The 13,932-nt window shown below is 71.6% G+C and carries 14 protein-coding genes; 5 read left to right on the top strand and 9 right to left on the bottom strand.

The annotated features are described in order from the left end of the window. Window positions 1–10: 10 nt before the first annotated feature. Window positions 11–2,089 (top strand): protein meaA, encoded by a 2,079-nt coding sequence (locus Q0R63_RS22945; RefSeq protein ID WP_295702432.1) that lies wholly within the window; start codon window positions 11–13, stop codon window positions 2,087–2,089. 124 nt (window positions 2,090–2,213) lie between these two features. On the opposite strand, the gene Q0R63_RS22940 is transcribed toward Q0R63_RS22945, so the two are convergent. Then, entirely contained in the window at window positions 2,214–3,743 is a 1,530-nt protein-coding gene (locus Q0R63_RS22940) for a gamma-glutamyltransferase (RefSeq protein WP_295702430.1), read from the bottom strand. Between the two features lie 56 nt (window positions 3,744–3,799). On the opposite strand from Q0R63_RS22940, the gene Q0R63_RS22935 reads away from it, so the two are divergent. Beyond that, entirely contained in the window at window positions 3,800–4,336 is a 537-nt protein-coding gene (locus tag Q0R63_RS22935) for a pyridoxamine 5'-phosphate oxidase family protein (RefSeq protein WP_295702428.1), read from the top strand. On the opposite strand, the gene Q0R63_RS22930 is transcribed toward Q0R63_RS22935, so the two are convergent. Genes Q0R63_RS22930 through nucS form a run of 3 tightly spaced genes read right to left on the bottom strand, consistent with a single transcriptional unit; the run spans window position 4,314 to window position 6,131 of the window. Next, on the bottom strand, window positions 4,314–4,886 hold the full coding sequence (locus Q0R63_RS22930) for a GNAT family N-acetyltransferase (RefSeq protein WP_295702426.1): 573 nt from the start codon (window positions 4,884–4,886) through the stop codon (window positions 4,314–4,316). The genes Q0R63_RS22935 and Q0R63_RS22930 overlap by 23 nt on opposite strands. Before the next feature lie 46 nt (window positions 4,887–4,932). Beyond that, window positions 4,933–5,388, bottom strand: a complete 456-nt coding sequence (locus Q0R63_RS22925; RefSeq protein ID WP_295702424.1) for a DUF4279 domain-containing protein — start codon at window positions 5,386–5,388, stop codon at window positions 4,933–4,935. A 47-nt stretch (window positions 5,389–5,435) separates the two neighbouring features. Then, entirely contained in the window at window positions 5,436–6,131 is a 696-nt protein-coding gene (gene nucS, locus Q0R63_RS22920; protein WP_295702422.1) for an endonuclease NucS, read from the bottom strand. Window positions 6,132–6,275: 144 nt separating this feature from the next. Here nucS and Q0R63_RS22915 point away from each other — a divergent pair, with 144 nt between their 5' ends. Further along, on the top strand, window positions 6,276–8,054 hold the full coding sequence (locus Q0R63_RS22915) for a 3-hydroxybutyryl-CoA dehydrogenase (protein ID WP_295702421.1): 1,779 nt from the start codon (window positions 6,276–6,278) through the stop codon (window positions 8,052–8,054). 144 nt (window positions 8,055–8,198) lie between these two features. Here the strand turns inward: Q0R63_RS22915 and Q0R63_RS22910 are convergent, their stop codons facing one another. After that, window positions 8,199–8,870 carry a hypothetical protein gene (locus tag Q0R63_RS22910; RefSeq protein ID WP_295702419.1) on the bottom strand — a complete coding sequence of 224 codons (672 nt, stop codon included), beginning with the start codon at window positions 8,868–8,870 and terminating at the stop codon, window positions 8,199–8,201. 30 nt (window positions 8,871–8,900) lie between these two features. Beyond that, window positions 8,901–9,251: a type IV toxin-antitoxin system AbiEi family antitoxin domain-containing protein gene (locus Q0R63_RS22905; RefSeq protein WP_295702417.1), complete on the bottom strand. Its 351-nt coding sequence runs from the start codon at window positions 9,249–9,251 to the stop codon at window positions 8,901–8,903. Window positions 9,252–9,332: 81 nt separating this feature from the next. Between Q0R63_RS22905 and Q0R63_RS22900 the strand changes: the two genes are divergently transcribed. Further along, window positions 9,333–9,626: a hypothetical protein gene (locus Q0R63_RS22900; protein ID WP_295702416.1), complete on the top strand. Its 294-nt coding sequence runs from the start codon at window positions 9,333–9,335 to the stop codon at window positions 9,624–9,626. A 9-nt stretch (window positions 9,627–9,635) separates the two neighbouring features. Next, the gene (locus Q0R63_RS22895) at window positions 9,636–10,409 is read left to right on the top strand and encodes an alpha/beta hydrolase (protein WP_295702414.1); all 774 of its coding nucleotides are present in this window, start codon (window positions 9,636–9,638) and stop codon (window positions 10,407–10,409) included. Between the two features lie 99 nt (window positions 10,410–10,508). Here Q0R63_RS22895 and Q0R63_RS22890 read toward each other — a convergent pair whose 3' ends face one another. The 3 genes from Q0R63_RS22890 to ccrA form a co-directional block, all read right to left on the bottom strand. Continuing rightward, window positions 10,509–11,948 carry a GuaB1 family IMP dehydrogenase-related protein gene (locus Q0R63_RS22890; protein WP_295702412.1) on the bottom strand — a complete coding sequence of 480 codons (1,440 nt, stop codon included), beginning with the start codon at window positions 11,946–11,948 and terminating at the stop codon, window positions 10,509–10,511. Window positions 11,949–11,986: 38 nt separating this feature from the next. Further along, window positions 11,987–12,538 carry a GNAT family N-acetyltransferase gene (locus Q0R63_RS22885; RefSeq protein ID WP_295702410.1) on the bottom strand — a complete coding sequence of 184 codons (552 nt, stop codon included), beginning with the start codon at window positions 12,536–12,538 and terminating at the stop codon, window positions 11,987–11,989. Between the two features lie 48 nt (window positions 12,539–12,586). Next, the coding region (ccrA, locus tag Q0R63_RS22880; protein WP_366521201.1) for a crotonyl-CoA carboxylase/reductase at window positions 12,587–13,932 on the bottom strand (1,346 nt) is incomplete at its 5' end.

The following is a 13,932-nucleotide window of genomic DNA, read 5'->3' as shown; positions in this document are numbered from 1 at the left end:
CCGTCGGTCCATGGCCGACCACGACGACGCGGTGACGCGCCCCCCGCGCGACCGACCCTGGGTGATGCGCACGTATGCCGGGCACTCCAGTGCCGCGGCGAGCAACGCCCTCTACCGGCGCAACCTCGACAAGGGGCAGACCGGGTTGTCTGTGGCCTTCGACCTGCCGACCCAGACCGGCTACGACCCCGATCACGCCCTCGCGCGCGGTGAGGTCGGCAAGGTGGGCGTCCCGATCAGCCACATCGGCGACATGCGCGCGCTCTTCGCGGACATCCCGCTCAAGGACATGAACACCTCGATGACGATCAACGCGACGGCGATGTGGCTGCTCGCGCTCTACCAGGTCGCCGCCGAGGAGCAGGCGAGTGCTGCAGGCGAGGATCCCGTGACCTGGGTGCACGCGCTGGCCGGCACGACGCAGAACGACATCATCAAGGAGTACCTGTCTCGCGGGACCTATGCGTTCCCGCCCGAGCCGTCACTGCGGCTGATCACCGACATGATCGCCTACACGGTGCACGAGATCCCGACGTGGAACCCGATCAACATCTGCAGCTACCACCTGCAGGAGGCCGGGGCGACGCCGGTCCAGGAGATCGCCTTCTCGATGTCGACGGCGATCGCCGTGCTCGACGCCGTGCGCGACTCGGGGCAGGTGCCCGAGGCGGAGTTCGGTGAGGTGGTCGCGCGGATCTCGTTCTTCGTCAACGCCGGCGTCCGCTTCGTCGAGGAGATGTGCAAGATGCGCGCCTTCGTGGCGCTGTGGGACGAGCTGACGCGCGACCGGTATGCCGTGACCGACCCCAAGCAGCGCCGTTTCCGCTACGGCGTGCAGGTCAACTCGCTCGGTCTCACCGAGGCGCAGCCGGAGAACAACGTGCAGCGCATCGTCCTGGAGATGCTCGCGGTGACGCTGTCCAAGGACGCCCGCGCCCGCGCGGTCCAGCTGCCGGCGTGGAACGAGGCGCTCGGCCTGCCCCGGCCCTGGGACCAGCAGTGGTCGCTGCGGCTGCAGCAGGTGCTCGCCTTCGAGTCCGACCTGCTCGAGTACGACGACCTCTTCGCCGGGTCGGCGGTCGTCGAGACCAAGGTGGCGTCGCTCGTCGCGGGCGCCAGGGCGGAGATGGCCCGGATCGAGGAGATGGGCGGGGCCGTCGCAGCCGTCGAGTCGGGATACATGAAGTCGGCGATGGTGTCGGCGCACTCCGCTCGGCGGCACCGGATCGAGACGGGCGAGGACGTCGTCGTCGGGCTCAACCGCTTCACCACGACCGAGCCGAACCCACTGACGGCCGACCTCGACACCGCGATCCAGACGGTCGACCCGCAGGTCGAGTCCGCTGCGTGCGCGGCCGTGCAGGCCTGGCGCGCGGCGCGGGACGCGGACCCGGTGCGGCGCGAGGCGGCGGCTGCGGCCGTGCTGCGGTTGCGGGCTGATGCGGAGTCGGGGGTCAACCTCGTGCCGGCGACCCTCGACTGCGTGCGGGCCGAGCTGACGACGGGGGAGTGGGCGCAGGCGCTGCGTGACCAGTTCGGCGAATATCGTGCTCCCACAGGGGTTTCCGGGTCCGTCGGTGTGGGCTCCGGGGGCGAGCTGGCGGGAGTGCGTGCGGCGGTGGCCGAGACGGGCGAGGAGCTCGGGACCCACCTGCGGGTGCTCGTGGGCAAGCCCGGTCTCGACGGGCACAGCAACGGCGCCGAGCAGGTCGCGGTCCGGGCCCGGGACGCGGGCTTCGAGGTGATCTACCAGGGGATCCGGCTGACGCCGGCGGAGATCGTCGCGGCCGCGGTGGCGGAGGACGTCCACCTGGTGGGCCTGTCGATCCTCTCGGGGTCGCACATGTCGCTGGTCCCGGACGTGCTCGCCGGGCTGGCCGCCGCCGGCCTCGAGGACGTGCCGGTCGTGGTCGGGGGGATCATCCCGGCGTCCGACGCGGCGGCGCTGATGGCTCAGGGGGTGGCGGCGGTGTTCACCCCCAAGGACTTCGGGCTGAACGAGATGATGGGCGAGTTCGTGACGCTGATCCGGGCGGCGCACGGGCTGGCGGTCGAGGTGCCCGCTGTCCCGGAGCCGGCGTCGATCTGAGTCCGGCCGGGCAGTCGGGCTCAGCCCGCGTCCAGAACGGGGCAGGTGATGAGTTCTGTCCGCCGGTCAGGCTCAGCCCGCGCTCAGAAGTGGGCAGCTGACCAGTTCTGTGCGCAGGGTGACCTCAGCCGACGCCGGTCGCGGCCTCACGACGCACGTCGCCCGCCGCCGCGAGTGACCCGTCGGCCCGGCGGTGGGCCGCCCCGACGCCCCCGAAGAACATCGAGTGCCGCGAGTGGACGACGGCGCGCAGCCCGGAGCGAGCGACCGCCTCGGCCAGCGCCGGATCGTCCTCGTGCTGCACCTCGGCAACGCCCTCGGCCGTGAAGCTCACGTGCAGCCGTGGGGCGTCGATCGCCTCGACCAACGGCGTCTCGGCGAAGCAGTGTCGCCCGAGCACCTGCAGGAGCGCGGTCGTGATCCGGTCGGCCCCCGGCGACCCGATCGCGAGCACCTCTCCGTCGGCGCCACGCCCCACGGACGGCGCCATGTTGGACGCCAGCCGGGTGCCGGGCGCGAGCGCATGCAGCCCGAGCCGGTTGAGCTCGGGCTCACCGAGGCAGTTGTTGAGCATCAGTCCTGTGCCGGGCACCGTTGCGCCAGAACCGTATCCGGCCGACGCGGTGATCGCGCACGCCATCCCGTCGGCGTCGACGACCGAGACGTGGGCCGTCGACCCGCTGGTGGGGAGCCCGAGGAGACCGTGCCGCTCCACCGTCTTGAGCAGCGCGTAGCCGTCGCCCTCGAGGTCGCGGGAGAGGTCGTGCTCGCGGATCCGGTGCCCGAGGACGAGCCGCTGGATCTCGATGACGTCGTCGAGCGACCACGCCCCCCGGCGGGCCAGCTCCCGCAGCATGACGGCCAGCACCGGCCCCCCGATCGATGGTGGCGCGTTGGTCGCGAGGTCCCAAGGACCGGCCTTGAGCCGCAGGGCCGGACGCAGCCCCACCCGGTATGCCGCGAGGTCGGCCCGGGTGAGCAGCCCACCGCGGGCCTGCAGGTCGTCGGCGATGGCTGCCGCGAGGTCGCCCGTGTAGACGTCGGCGGCGCCTGACTCCCCGATCCAGGTCAGCGCCTCGGCCAGCGGGGTGTCGACGATCAGCGTCCCGGCGGGGTGCGCCGTGCCGTCGGCCGCGTTGAGCAGCGCGTTGGTCTCGCGGTCCCACGCGAAGACCGTGTCGCCCGTGATCGCGAGATAGCTGGCTGCCGCCGTGCCCAGCCGGTAACCCGTGCGCGCGGCGTGGGCGGCGGGGGCGAGGACCTCGCGCCAGGGCGCCCGCCCGTGCCGTTCGTGGGCGAGTCCCAGCCCGGCGAAGGCGCCGGGCGTCGCGACGGAGCCGGGCCCGGCATACAGGGTCAGGCCGCCGCCGTAGGTCGTCGTCATCTCCATCAGGCCCTCGCCGAAGCGCTCGGGAGGCAGCCCGCGGCCAGGCATCTCGACGTTGCCGTCGACGACCTCGGGGTCCCCGCTCGCCGGCCACACCGTGACGAACGCGCCGCCGAGCGGGCTGACGACGCCCGGCTCGGTCGACATCGCGACGACGACAGCCGCGATGGCGGCGTCGACCGCGCTCCCGCCGGCGGCCACGAGGTCGAGCCCGGCCTGGACGGCGAGATCGTTCGGGGCGGCGACGGCGGCAGGCACGCCGGCCATCCTCGCAGCAAGGACGCTGACGCCGTGTGTCCGGCGCGAGTGCCAGACTCAGCCGCATGCGGGAGAGCGACGACGAGCTGCGTGACCTCCAGGCCCTCCTCGACCGTTCCCACGCCACGGCGTCGGAGCACCTGCGCGACATCATCAGCGCCGATCGGACCCTCACGGCGCGGGAGCTGGCCGGGCTCATGACGGGCATGCGGGTGGTGTCGTTCGCGACCGTCACGGCGGCGGGTGAGCCGCGGATCAGCGCGATGGACGGCCACTTCCTCCACGGACGGTGGACGATCAGCACCAGCCGGTCGTCCCCCAAGGGGCGTCAGGTCCGGGCCCGACCGGCCGTCAGTCTGGCCTGCATCGAGGGGGAGGAGGTCGCCGTCTTCACCCACGGGCAGGTCGAGGTGCTCGAGGAGGGTCACAGCGACTTCGAGGAGGTGCACGAGCACTGGACGCAGCACTACGGCTCCTCCCCGCTCAGCTGGGGGGACGTGATCCTGATGCGGGTCGAGCCGTCCTGGATGGTGGGGTATGCCGCCCACCGGGACGAGCTTCTCGCGACCCGTGGGGTGGCTACAGACCCCTCTCGCGGCTGAGCATCCTGCGCATGACCAACCGCCGCATCCCCGAGGCCGTCGCTTCCGTCTCCCCGACCACCTCGAACCCGACCCGCTCGAACATCGCGCGCGTCCCGACGAACGCCATCGTCGTGTCCATCCGTTTTCCCTCCGTATCAACGGGATAAGCCTCGACGGCCGGGGCACTGTGCGACACGGCATACGCGACCGCACCCTGGAGCAGCGCGGTCGTCCCCCCCTGCTTGCGGTGACCGCCGCGGACGACCACACAGACGACGCTCCACACGGGAAGGTCGTCGAGGGGGTGGATCTTGGTGCTGTGCACGAGCCGCGGGTTGTCGGCCCGAGCGCCGATGTTGCACCAGCCCACGGGACGGCCATCGAGATAGGTCACGACCTCGGGCGGCACCTCGCGATCGCAGAGGGCGCGCATCGCCCCCTCGCGACTGCCGCCACCGAGCGCCGCGATGTCTTCGGCACGAAGCCGGTGGGAAACGCACCAGCAGTGGGTCGCTCGCCGGTTGGGGTTGATCACGTCGGCGAAGTCCTCGAAGCGATCCGGAGTCACGGGGTGGGTCTCCCAAGCCATCCCTCACCCAACCACGTACCGATGGTCAGCCGTACTCGTCCGCCCAGATGCTGGCCCGCATCGAGGTGAGCAGGGTCAGCGCCTCGACCGACAGGAACCAGCCCAGCGGCGGGTGCGGCCCGGGGAGGTGTTCCACGAGGTCACCACCGGGGGTGATCGACGCATCGAACTCCTCAGCCTCGCCGTCGTCGCTGAAGTAACGGACGATGACCAGGCGAGCCTCGACGCCGCGGTCGTCGACCAGCCTCCGCACGTGACCGGCTGCGGGTGCGACCCGGTCGAGAACTCGCGTGATGTGGACGTCGAGCGCGACGTTCTCGTTGCGGGAGACCACCGCCCACGAGTGCGAGGCCGGGCGAGGCGGGAAGACGCGGGTGCTCGCGCGCACCCTGACCTCGTCCGGCTCGATCCCGAGATAGCCCGTGACCTCGGCCGCCGTGGTGGTCTCGTCCCGGAGGGCGAAGTAGGCGTACTGGCTCATCCGCACACCCCGACTATGCCAGCCGAGGTCCTCCGTGAGCCCTCGCGCTAGAACAGGCGCGTGGTCGTGTCGTCGATGCCGCGCAGCGCGTCGTAGTCGAGCACCACGCACCGGATGCCGCGGTCCCGGGCGAGCACCCGCGCCTGCGGCTTGATCTCCTGCGCGGCGAAGATGCCGGTGACCGGTGCGAGGTGCGGGTCGCGGTTCATCAGCTCGAGATAGCGGGTCAGCTGCTCCACGCCGTCGATGTCGCCCCGGCGCTTGATCTCGATCGCCACGTGGCCGCGGGCGTGGTCACGAGCGAGGATGTCCACCGGCCCGATCGCCGTCATGTACTCCCGCCGCACGAGCGACCACCCCGCCCCCAACGTGTGGATGTGCTCGGCGAGCAGCCTCTGGAGGTGGGCCTCGACGCCGTCCTTGACCAGACCGGGGTCGACCCCGAGGACGTGGCTCGAGTCGTGCAGCACCTCGTGGATGAGCACTCGCAGCCGGTCCTCCGACTTCGCGTGCTGGACGACCCAGACTGACACGACACCGGCGGCCGCCTCGGACTCTTCCGGCTCGACCTCGGCCATCGCGCACGGCGGCGACATCCAGTTGAGCGGCTTGTAGGAGCCGCCGTCGCTGTGCACGAGCACCGACCCGTCGGCCTTGACGAGCAGCAGCCGGGTCGCGAGGGGGAGGTGGGCGGTGAGCCGCCCCTCGTAGTCGACGGAGCAGCGGGCGATGACGAGACGCACGCGGCGAAGCCTAACGGACGCCCGGATCGGGGTCCCGGCGCGTCATCGATGACGCGGTTTCACCCCAATCCGGGGGACGGGTGTGACCACTGTCGCCCAGACCCCGGCTACCCATCGGTATGCCGCCCTGACAGACTCAGCCGTATGTCTCGTGAGTTCACCAGCGTCGGTGTCATCGGTCTCGGCACGATGGGCGCCGGCATCGTCGAAGTGTTCGCCCGCAACGGGATCGACGTCATCGCAGTCGATGCTGATAACGCCGGGGTCACCCACGGCAAGGGCGTCCTCGAGCACTCGACGACCCGCGCCGTCGCGCGCGGCAAGCTCAGCGAGGAGGACGCCGTCGCCCTCCACGGCCGGGTGACCTACACGACGGACATCGCCGCGCTCGCCGGCTGCCAGCTCGTCGTCGAGGCGGTGCCCGAGCACCTCGACCTCAAGAAGTCGATCCTGGCCCGGGTCGACCAGGTCGTGGGCGACGACGCGATCCTCGCGACCAACACCTCGTCCCTCTCCGTGACCGAGATCGCCGTCGCGTCCTCGAACCCCAAGCGCGTCGTCGGGATGCACTTCTTCAACCCGGCACCGGTCCAGCAGTTCGTCGAGGTCGTCCGCACGGTCGTCACCGAGGACGACGTGTTCGAGGACGTCAAGGCGCTCGCCGAGCGGCTCGGCAAGAAGCCGGTCGTCGTCGGCGACCGGGCCGGCTTCATCGCCAACTCGCTGCTCTTCGGCTACCTCAACCACGCGGTGTCGATGTACGAGACGCACTACGCCACCCGCGAGGACATCGACGCCGCAATGCGACTCGGCTGCGGGCTGCCGATGGGCCCCCTCGCCCTGATGGACCTCATCGGCCTCGACACGGCATACGAGATCCTCGACACGATGTACAAGCAGGGGCGCGACCGCCTGCACGCCCCCAGCCCGATCATCAAGCAGATGGTCAGCGCCGGTCTCCGGGGCCGCAAGTCCGGGCGCGGTTTCTACACCTATGCGGCGCCAGGCTCCTCCGAGGTTGTCCCGGATGCGTTGTCGCCCAAGGCTATTGACGCCTCGGCCGCCGCGCTGCGGACGATCGCGTCGGTCGGCGTCGTCGGGTCGGGCACCATGGCGACCGGCATCATCGAGGTCTTCGCCAAGGCTGGGTATGCCGTGACCTTCGTCGCGCGCTCCCCGGAGCGGGTCGCCGCGGTGCAGGCAGGCATCGCGAAGAGCCTGGCCAAGGCCGTCGAGCGCGGCAAGCTCTCGCAGGCCGACGCCGACGCGGCGACCGGCCGTCTCACCGGCACGACGAGCCCCGACGACCTCGCCGGTTTCGACCTCGTCGTCGAGGCCATCGTCGAGGAGCTCGCCGCGAAGCAGGACCTCTTCCGCACCCTCGACAAGGTCTGCAAGCCGGGCGCGATCCTGGCCACGACCACGTCCTCGCTGCCGGTCATCGAGTGCGCGATCGTCACCGCGCGCCCCGAGGACGTCATCGGGATGCACTTCTTCAACCCCGCGACGGTGATGAAGCTCGTCGAGGTCGTCTCCACCGTCTCGACCTCGGCCGACGTCACCGCGACCGTCGTCGGACTGACGGCGGCGGTCGGCAAGCACCCCGTCTCGTGCGGCGACCGGTCCGGCTTCATCGTCAACGCGCTGCTCTTCCCTTACCTCAACGACGCGGTCCGCATGCTCGAGGCGCACTACGCGACCGCCGACGACATGGACACCGCGATGAAGGCCGGCTGCGGCTATCCCATGGGTCCGTTCGAGCTGCTCGACGTCGTCGGCCTCGACGTCTCCCTCGCCATCCAGCGTGAGCTCTACCTCGAGTTCCGCGAGCCCGGCTTCGCCCCCGCGCCGCTGCTCGAGCACCTCGTGACGGCCGGCTACCTCGGCCGCAAGACCAAGCGCGGGTTCCGCACCTACGCCTGACCCGGCCTGGGGTCTCGGACCGGGTGGTCGCGGGGAGCGCTGACCCCCTCGGAGGGGGTCCACCGCTCCCCGCCGGCTCGCGGGGCTCGCCGCTCCCCGCCGGCCAGTCGCTCCCCCGCCCACGCCGCCCGCGCGGGTGCGGGGTCAGGCGGCGCGCAGCATGCACGACGGACGTCGGCAGGGCTGCGGCGCCCCGCCCCACCCGCGGCTGCTCAGGATGGCGCCGATCTCGTCTGCGAGTGCACAGCGGCGGAGGGTCACATCGCCCCAGCGGGCGCGGGTCGTGAGCCACCCCGAGGCGGCGCTCCCGCGGTCGCGGACGCCGTCGGCGACGCGGGCCGCCCAGCCGTCGTGCCCCAGACGACCATCGAGCTCGACGACCAGCCGGTATGCCGGGTAGGCCACGTCGTGGTGCGCCCTCCGCCCCGGGACGGTCGCGTGCTGCCTGGTCCCGACCGGCAGCCGATGGGCGCCCTCCACCTCGCGCGCGTACCGCACCTCCAAGGGGCTCTCGGCCCCGTCGGCCGTGACCGCGAGCACCGTGCTCAGGAGCTCGCGCCACGGGTGGGCGTGGCGCCGGTCCAAGCCGGCCCGGACCTGCGCCTCGGTGACGAGCCGCCGCTGAAAGGCCGAGGCCAGCACGGCGAGCTGGCCGTCCTCGTCCGTGAGGGCACCGACGTCGAGCACGGTGTCGACGACGGTGGTCCGCCACGGCCACAGCCGGTCGTCGACCCGGACCGCCTCGTGGTCACTGCGGTGCAGCACGACGCCGAAAGGGGAGGCGATCCGCCGCGAGTGCGGTATCAGGATGTCCACCTCGGCGCCGGTCCCGGCCCGGACGAGGCCCTAGGCGAGGGCCGCCGTGCGGTGCGACCACGCGGCGCCGTCGCCGCAAGCAAGCTGCCCGGCGAGGGCGGTTGTCCACCCGTCGTCCCGGCCGGGAAGGGTCTGATAGATGTTCCGATGGACCGGCAGCCACCGGCCGACCCGCAGCCTCGACTCGATCGCCTTGGGCGTCAGGAACGCCGCCCGACACTGGACCCGGGTGACGAGGCCGCGCTGCTGTCCTGCGACGGCCGCGAGGGCCTGCTCGGTGCGCGGCAGCATCGGCGCACCGGACTGAGAGACGAGGTCGTCGGCATACTGCACCCGGCCCATCGTGGTCGATCCGCCGGAGGTGCCCCGGACTTTGTCCACAGGCCCCGGTCGAGTCGATCCGCCAGAGGTGCCCGCGAGCCCGGTGACGCGGTCGGCCGTCGCGGTGACCGACAATGGAGGATGCCCCGTGCCAACCGCCGCCGACGTGACGAGCCGCCGGCTCGCCCCCTCGGTGGTGGGTCGACGAGCACCGAGCGGTATGCCGGGAGCCTCTGGACCGTGCGCCGCGTCACCGGCGAGGGATCGACCCGTCCCTACCTCTGCCCCGGGTGCCAGCAGAACATCCCGGTCGGGCTGCCCAACGTGGTGGCCTGGCCGGCGGATGGCGTTGGCGGAGTCGGCGATCGGCGCCACTGGCATACGGGCTGCTGGCAACGGCGGGACGCCCGACCGAGCGGCAACGCCTATCGGTAGCCTGCCGTGGTGAGCCCCGACCCCGACGAGATCCGCGCCAACTCCATCCTCCCGGCGCGGCGCGAGGACATCGAGCTCGAGACCGCCGACGGCCTCACCCTCGTCGGTGAGCTGGCCCTCCCGGCCGACCGCGACCCGGTGGCCACCCTCATCACCATCCACCCGCTGCCGACCCACGGCGGTTTCATGGACAGCCACCTCTTCAAGAAGGCGGCATACCGGCTCCCGGCGCTGGCCGACCTCGCCGTCCTGCGCTTCAACCTGCGCGGCGTGACCTCGCCGCGGGGCACCTCGCAGGGCTCCTTCGACGGTGCGGTCGCCGAGCGCTTCGACGTGGCCGCGGCGATCGAGCTCGCGGAGTTCCACGAGCGGCCGGAGCTGCCGAACCGCTGGCTCGTCGGGTGGTCCTTCGGGACCGACCTGACCCTGATGTACGGCAACGACCCCTCGGTCGTCGGAGCCATCCTGATCAGCCCACCGCTGCGCTACTCACGGCCCGAGCACCTGGAGGCCTGGGCGGCGTCGGGCAAGCCGCTCGTGGCGCTGGTCCCCGAGCTCGACGACTACCTCCGCCCGGTCGAGGCACGGGAGCGGTTCGCCGTCGTCCCGCAGGCGGAGGTCGTTGCTGTGGAGGGCGCGAAGCACCTCTGGGTCGGCGAGCCCTACGTCCGCCGGGTGCACGAGGAGATCGTCGCGCGGGTCAACCCGGGCGCCCTGCCGCTGCCGAGGACGTGGCCCGCGGCCCAGCAGCAGCACGAGCCGAGCCCCGCGACCCGCCCCTAGAAACCCGCTTGTTGCTCCGCGATGGCCCGAAAATCGGGGCCCAGCGCCGCATTGGGGCTATCGCGAAGCAAGGAGGCGAGAAGGGGGGCAGGGTCCGCCCTACCAGGAGGTGTGGATGGGGGCGCCCTCGACGAAGCCGGCGGTGCTCTGGAGGCCGACGACCGCTCGGTCGTGGAACTCCTCGAGGGTGCGGGCACCGGCATACGTGAACGACGAGCGGACCCCGGCGATGATCGCGTCGAGGAGGTCCTCGACGCCCGGCCGGGCCGGGTCGATGAACATCCGGGCGCTGCTGATGCCCTCCTCGAACAGCGCCTTCCGAGCCCGGTCGTAGGACGACTCGGTGGCCGTGCGGTTGCGGACGGCGCGCGAGGACGCCATGCCGAACGACTCCTTGTAGGGTCGGCCGTCGGTGCCGACCATGAGGTCACCCGGCGACTCGTGCGTCCCGGCGAACCACGACCCCACCATCACGTTCGAGGCACCGGCGGCCAGGGCGAGGGCGACGTCGCGTGGGTGTCGGACCCCGCCGTCGGCCCAGACGTGCGCGCCGACGGCACGGGCGGCCGTCGCGCACTCGAGCACGGCGGAGAACTGCGGCCGCCCGACGCCGGTCATCATCCGGGTCGTGCACATCGCGCCCGGCCCGACCCCGACCTTGACGATGTCGGCGCCCGCGTCGACGAGGTCGCGCACCCCGTCGGCCGACACGACGTTGCCCGCACAGATGGGTATGCCGGCGTCGAGACCGCGCACCAGCGCCAGCGCCTCGAGCATCTTCTCCTGGTGCCCGTGGGCGGTGTCGACGACGAGCACGTCGACCCCGGCCGCGACCAGGTCCTTGGCCCGGCCGGCGACGTCGCCGTTGATCCCGACGGCGGCCGCGACCCGCAGGCGCCCCGCCGAATCGGTGTTGGGGGTGTAGAGGGTGGCGCGCAGCGCGCCCTGCCGGGTGAGCAGACCGACGAGTCGCCCGTCGGCGTCGACGGCCGGCGCGATCCGGTGATGCGCCTGGCCGAGCTGCGCGAAGGCGGTCTCCGGATCGATCTGCGCCGGCACGGTGAAGATCTCCCGCGACATCACGCGGTGCACCTGGGTGAAGCGGTCGACACCGCGAAGGTCGGTCTCGGTGACGATGCCGATCGGGCGACCGTCATCGTCGATGACCACTGCCGCACCGTGAGAACGCTTGGGCAGCAACGTCATTGCCGCTCCGACCGTTTCGCTCGGGCTCAGGGTGATCGGGGTGTCGTGGAGCAGGTCGCGCGACTTCACGTCGGCGATGACGTCGTGGACGACGTCGGTCGGGATGTCCTGCGGGATCACCGCGATGCCGCCGCGCCGGGCCACCGTCTCGGCCATCCGACGGCCCGAGATCGCGGTCATGTTGGCGACCACGATGGGGATGGTGTTGCCGGTGCCGTCCTCGCACGACAGGTCGACGTCCATCCGCGAGGTCACCGAGGAACGGCTCGGGACCATGAAGACGTCGTCGTACGTGAGGTCGAAGCTCGGCTGCAGGCCGTTGAGGAAGTGCACGCGAGCAGGCTAGCCGCCGGCCGCCGGGACGACGGCGCTCACGACCCAGTGGTGCTTGCCCAGCTGGCGGCCACGGTGAAGCCCTGGCTCTCGAACATCGACACCGTGGCGTTGTGGAGGAAGGACCCGGAGACCGCTCGCCCCTCCGCGTCCTCCGGATAGCTCTCGACCGTCCCGCCGCCGAGTCGGGCGATCTCGTCCAGGGCGCCGGCCAGGGCCGCAGCGGCCACACCCTGCTTGCGGTGCCCCTTGCCGACGAAGAAGCAGGTGATCCGCCAGTCGGGGAGCGCCACCAGGCCCGCGGCATACGCGCGTCGGCGCTTGATGCGGGGGAGCTCGTCGGTCGGGCCGGACTGGCACCAGCCGACGCACTCGGAGCCGTCGTAGACGAGGGCGGCGTGCGCGCTCCCCTCCCGCACCCTGGCCTCCTTCGTCGACCGGTTCTGCCCGGCCAGCTCGCCACGACCGAGGCCTTCGGGGTGGAAGGCCATGCACCAGCAGCCGCCCCACACACCGTTGTTCGCCTCGACGAGGGCGGCGAAGTCGGGCCAGGTCGTCCCGTCCAGCGCCCGAACGCTCAGCTCGGTCACGCGCACCTCCGTCGGCTTCGGGATCAGGCGCCGCCGGGCCGGGAGGACTTAGACGTCGCGGAAGCGGTCGATCTCGGCGGCGAAGCGGGCCCGCTTCTCGGGATCGCTGACGCCGAGGCCCTCCTCGGGAGCGAGGGTCAGCACGCCGACCTTGCCCTGGTGGAGGTTGCGGTGCACATCGTAGGCCGCCTGGCCGACCTGGTCGAGGGTGTAGGTGCGGCTCAAGGTCGGGTGGATGAGACCCCGGTTGACGAGGTCGTTGGCCTCCCACGCCTCGCGGTAGTTGGCGAAGTGCGAGCCGACGATCCGCTTGAGGCTCATCCACAGATAGCGGTTGTCGTACTCGTGCATGTAGCCCGAGGTCGACGCGCAGCTGACGATGGTGCCGCCCTTGCGGGTGACGTAGACGCTGGCGCCGAAGGTCTCGCGGCCCGGGTGCTCGAAGACGATGTCGGGGTCCTTGCCGCCGGTCAGCTCGCGGATCCGGGCGCCGAAACGCTTCCACTCGCGGGGGTCCTGGGTCGTGTCGTCCTTCCAGAACGTATACCCCTCTCCCGTCGCCGTCGACCGGTCGATGACGAGCTCGGCGCCCATCGCGCGACAGATGGCGGCCTTCTCTGGCGAGGAGACGACGCAGACGGGGGTGCCGCCGCCGGCGAGCGCCATCTGCGTAGCGTAGGAGCCGAGGCCGCCGCTCGCCCCCCAGATCAGGACGACGTCGCCGAGCTTCATGCCGGCGCCGTTGCGCGAGATGAGCTGCCGGTATGCCGTGCTGTTGACGAGGCCGGGCGAGGCGGCCTCCTCCCAGGTGAGGTGCGTGGGCTTGGGCATCAGCTGGTTGGTCTTGACGATGGCCAGCTCGGCCAGGCCGCCGAAGTTGGTCTCGAAGCCCCAGATCCGCTGCTCCGGGTCGAGCATCGTGTCGTTGTGGCCCTCGGCGCTCTCGAGTTCGACGGAGAGGCAGTGGGCGACGACCTCCTGGCCCGGCTTCCACAGGTGGACACCCGGCCCGGTGCGCAGCACGATCCCCGACAGGTCGGAGCCGACTACGTGGTAGGGCAGGTCGTGGCGCGCCGCGTCGGGCGAGGTCCGCGCATACCGCTCGAGGAAGCCGAACGTCGAGACCGGCTCGAAGATCGAGGTCCACACCGTGTTGTAGTTGATGGCGCTCGCCATCACGGCCACGAGCGCCTCGCCGGGGGCGAGCTCGGGCACGGGGACGTCGTCGACGTGCAGGGACTTGCGAGGGTCCTTGTCGCGGCTGGCCATCCCGTCGAAGAGGCCGACCTCGTCCTTGTGGACGGTGACGCCGCGGTAGGTGTCGGGGATCGCGATGGTGGCGTAGGTCGCGATCGACCGGTCGCCACTCAGGATCGCGTCGCGGATCTGATCCA

It is taken from the genome of Lapillicoccus sp. (genome assembly GCF_025353065.1).
Lineage (GTDB): Bacteria > Actinomycetota > Actinomycetes > Actinomycetales > Dermatophilaceae > Lapillicoccus.
This window is presented reverse-complemented; position numbering and strand designations above follow the sequence as displayed.

What these genes read in the sequence shown, in the direction of transcription:
- Q0R63_RS22945 (WP_295702432.1), top strand. Translation starts at nt 11, where the DNA reads ATGGCCGACCACGACGACGCGGTGACGCGCCCCCCGCGCGACCGACCC.
- Q0R63_RS22940 (WP_295702430.1), bottom strand. Translation starts at nt 3,743, where the DNA reads ATGGCCGGCGTGCCTGCCGCCGTCGCCGCCCCGAACGATCTCGCCGTC.
- Q0R63_RS22935 (WP_295702428.1), top strand. Translation starts at nt 3,800, where the DNA reads ATGCGGGAGAGCGACGACGAGCTGCGTGACCTCCAGGCCCTCCTCGAC.
- Q0R63_RS22925 (WP_295702424.1), bottom strand. Translation starts at nt 5,388, where the DNA reads ATGAGCCAGTACGCCTACTTCGCCCTCCGGGACGAGACCACCACGGCG.
- Q0R63_RS22915 (WP_295702421.1), top strand. Translation starts at nt 6,276, where the DNA reads ATGTCTCGTGAGTTCACCAGCGTCGGTGTCATCGGTCTCGGCACGATG.
- Q0R63_RS22900 (WP_295702416.1), top strand. Translation starts at nt 9,333, where the DNA reads ATGCCCCGTGCCAACCGCCGCCGACGTGACGAGCCGCCGGCTCGCCCC.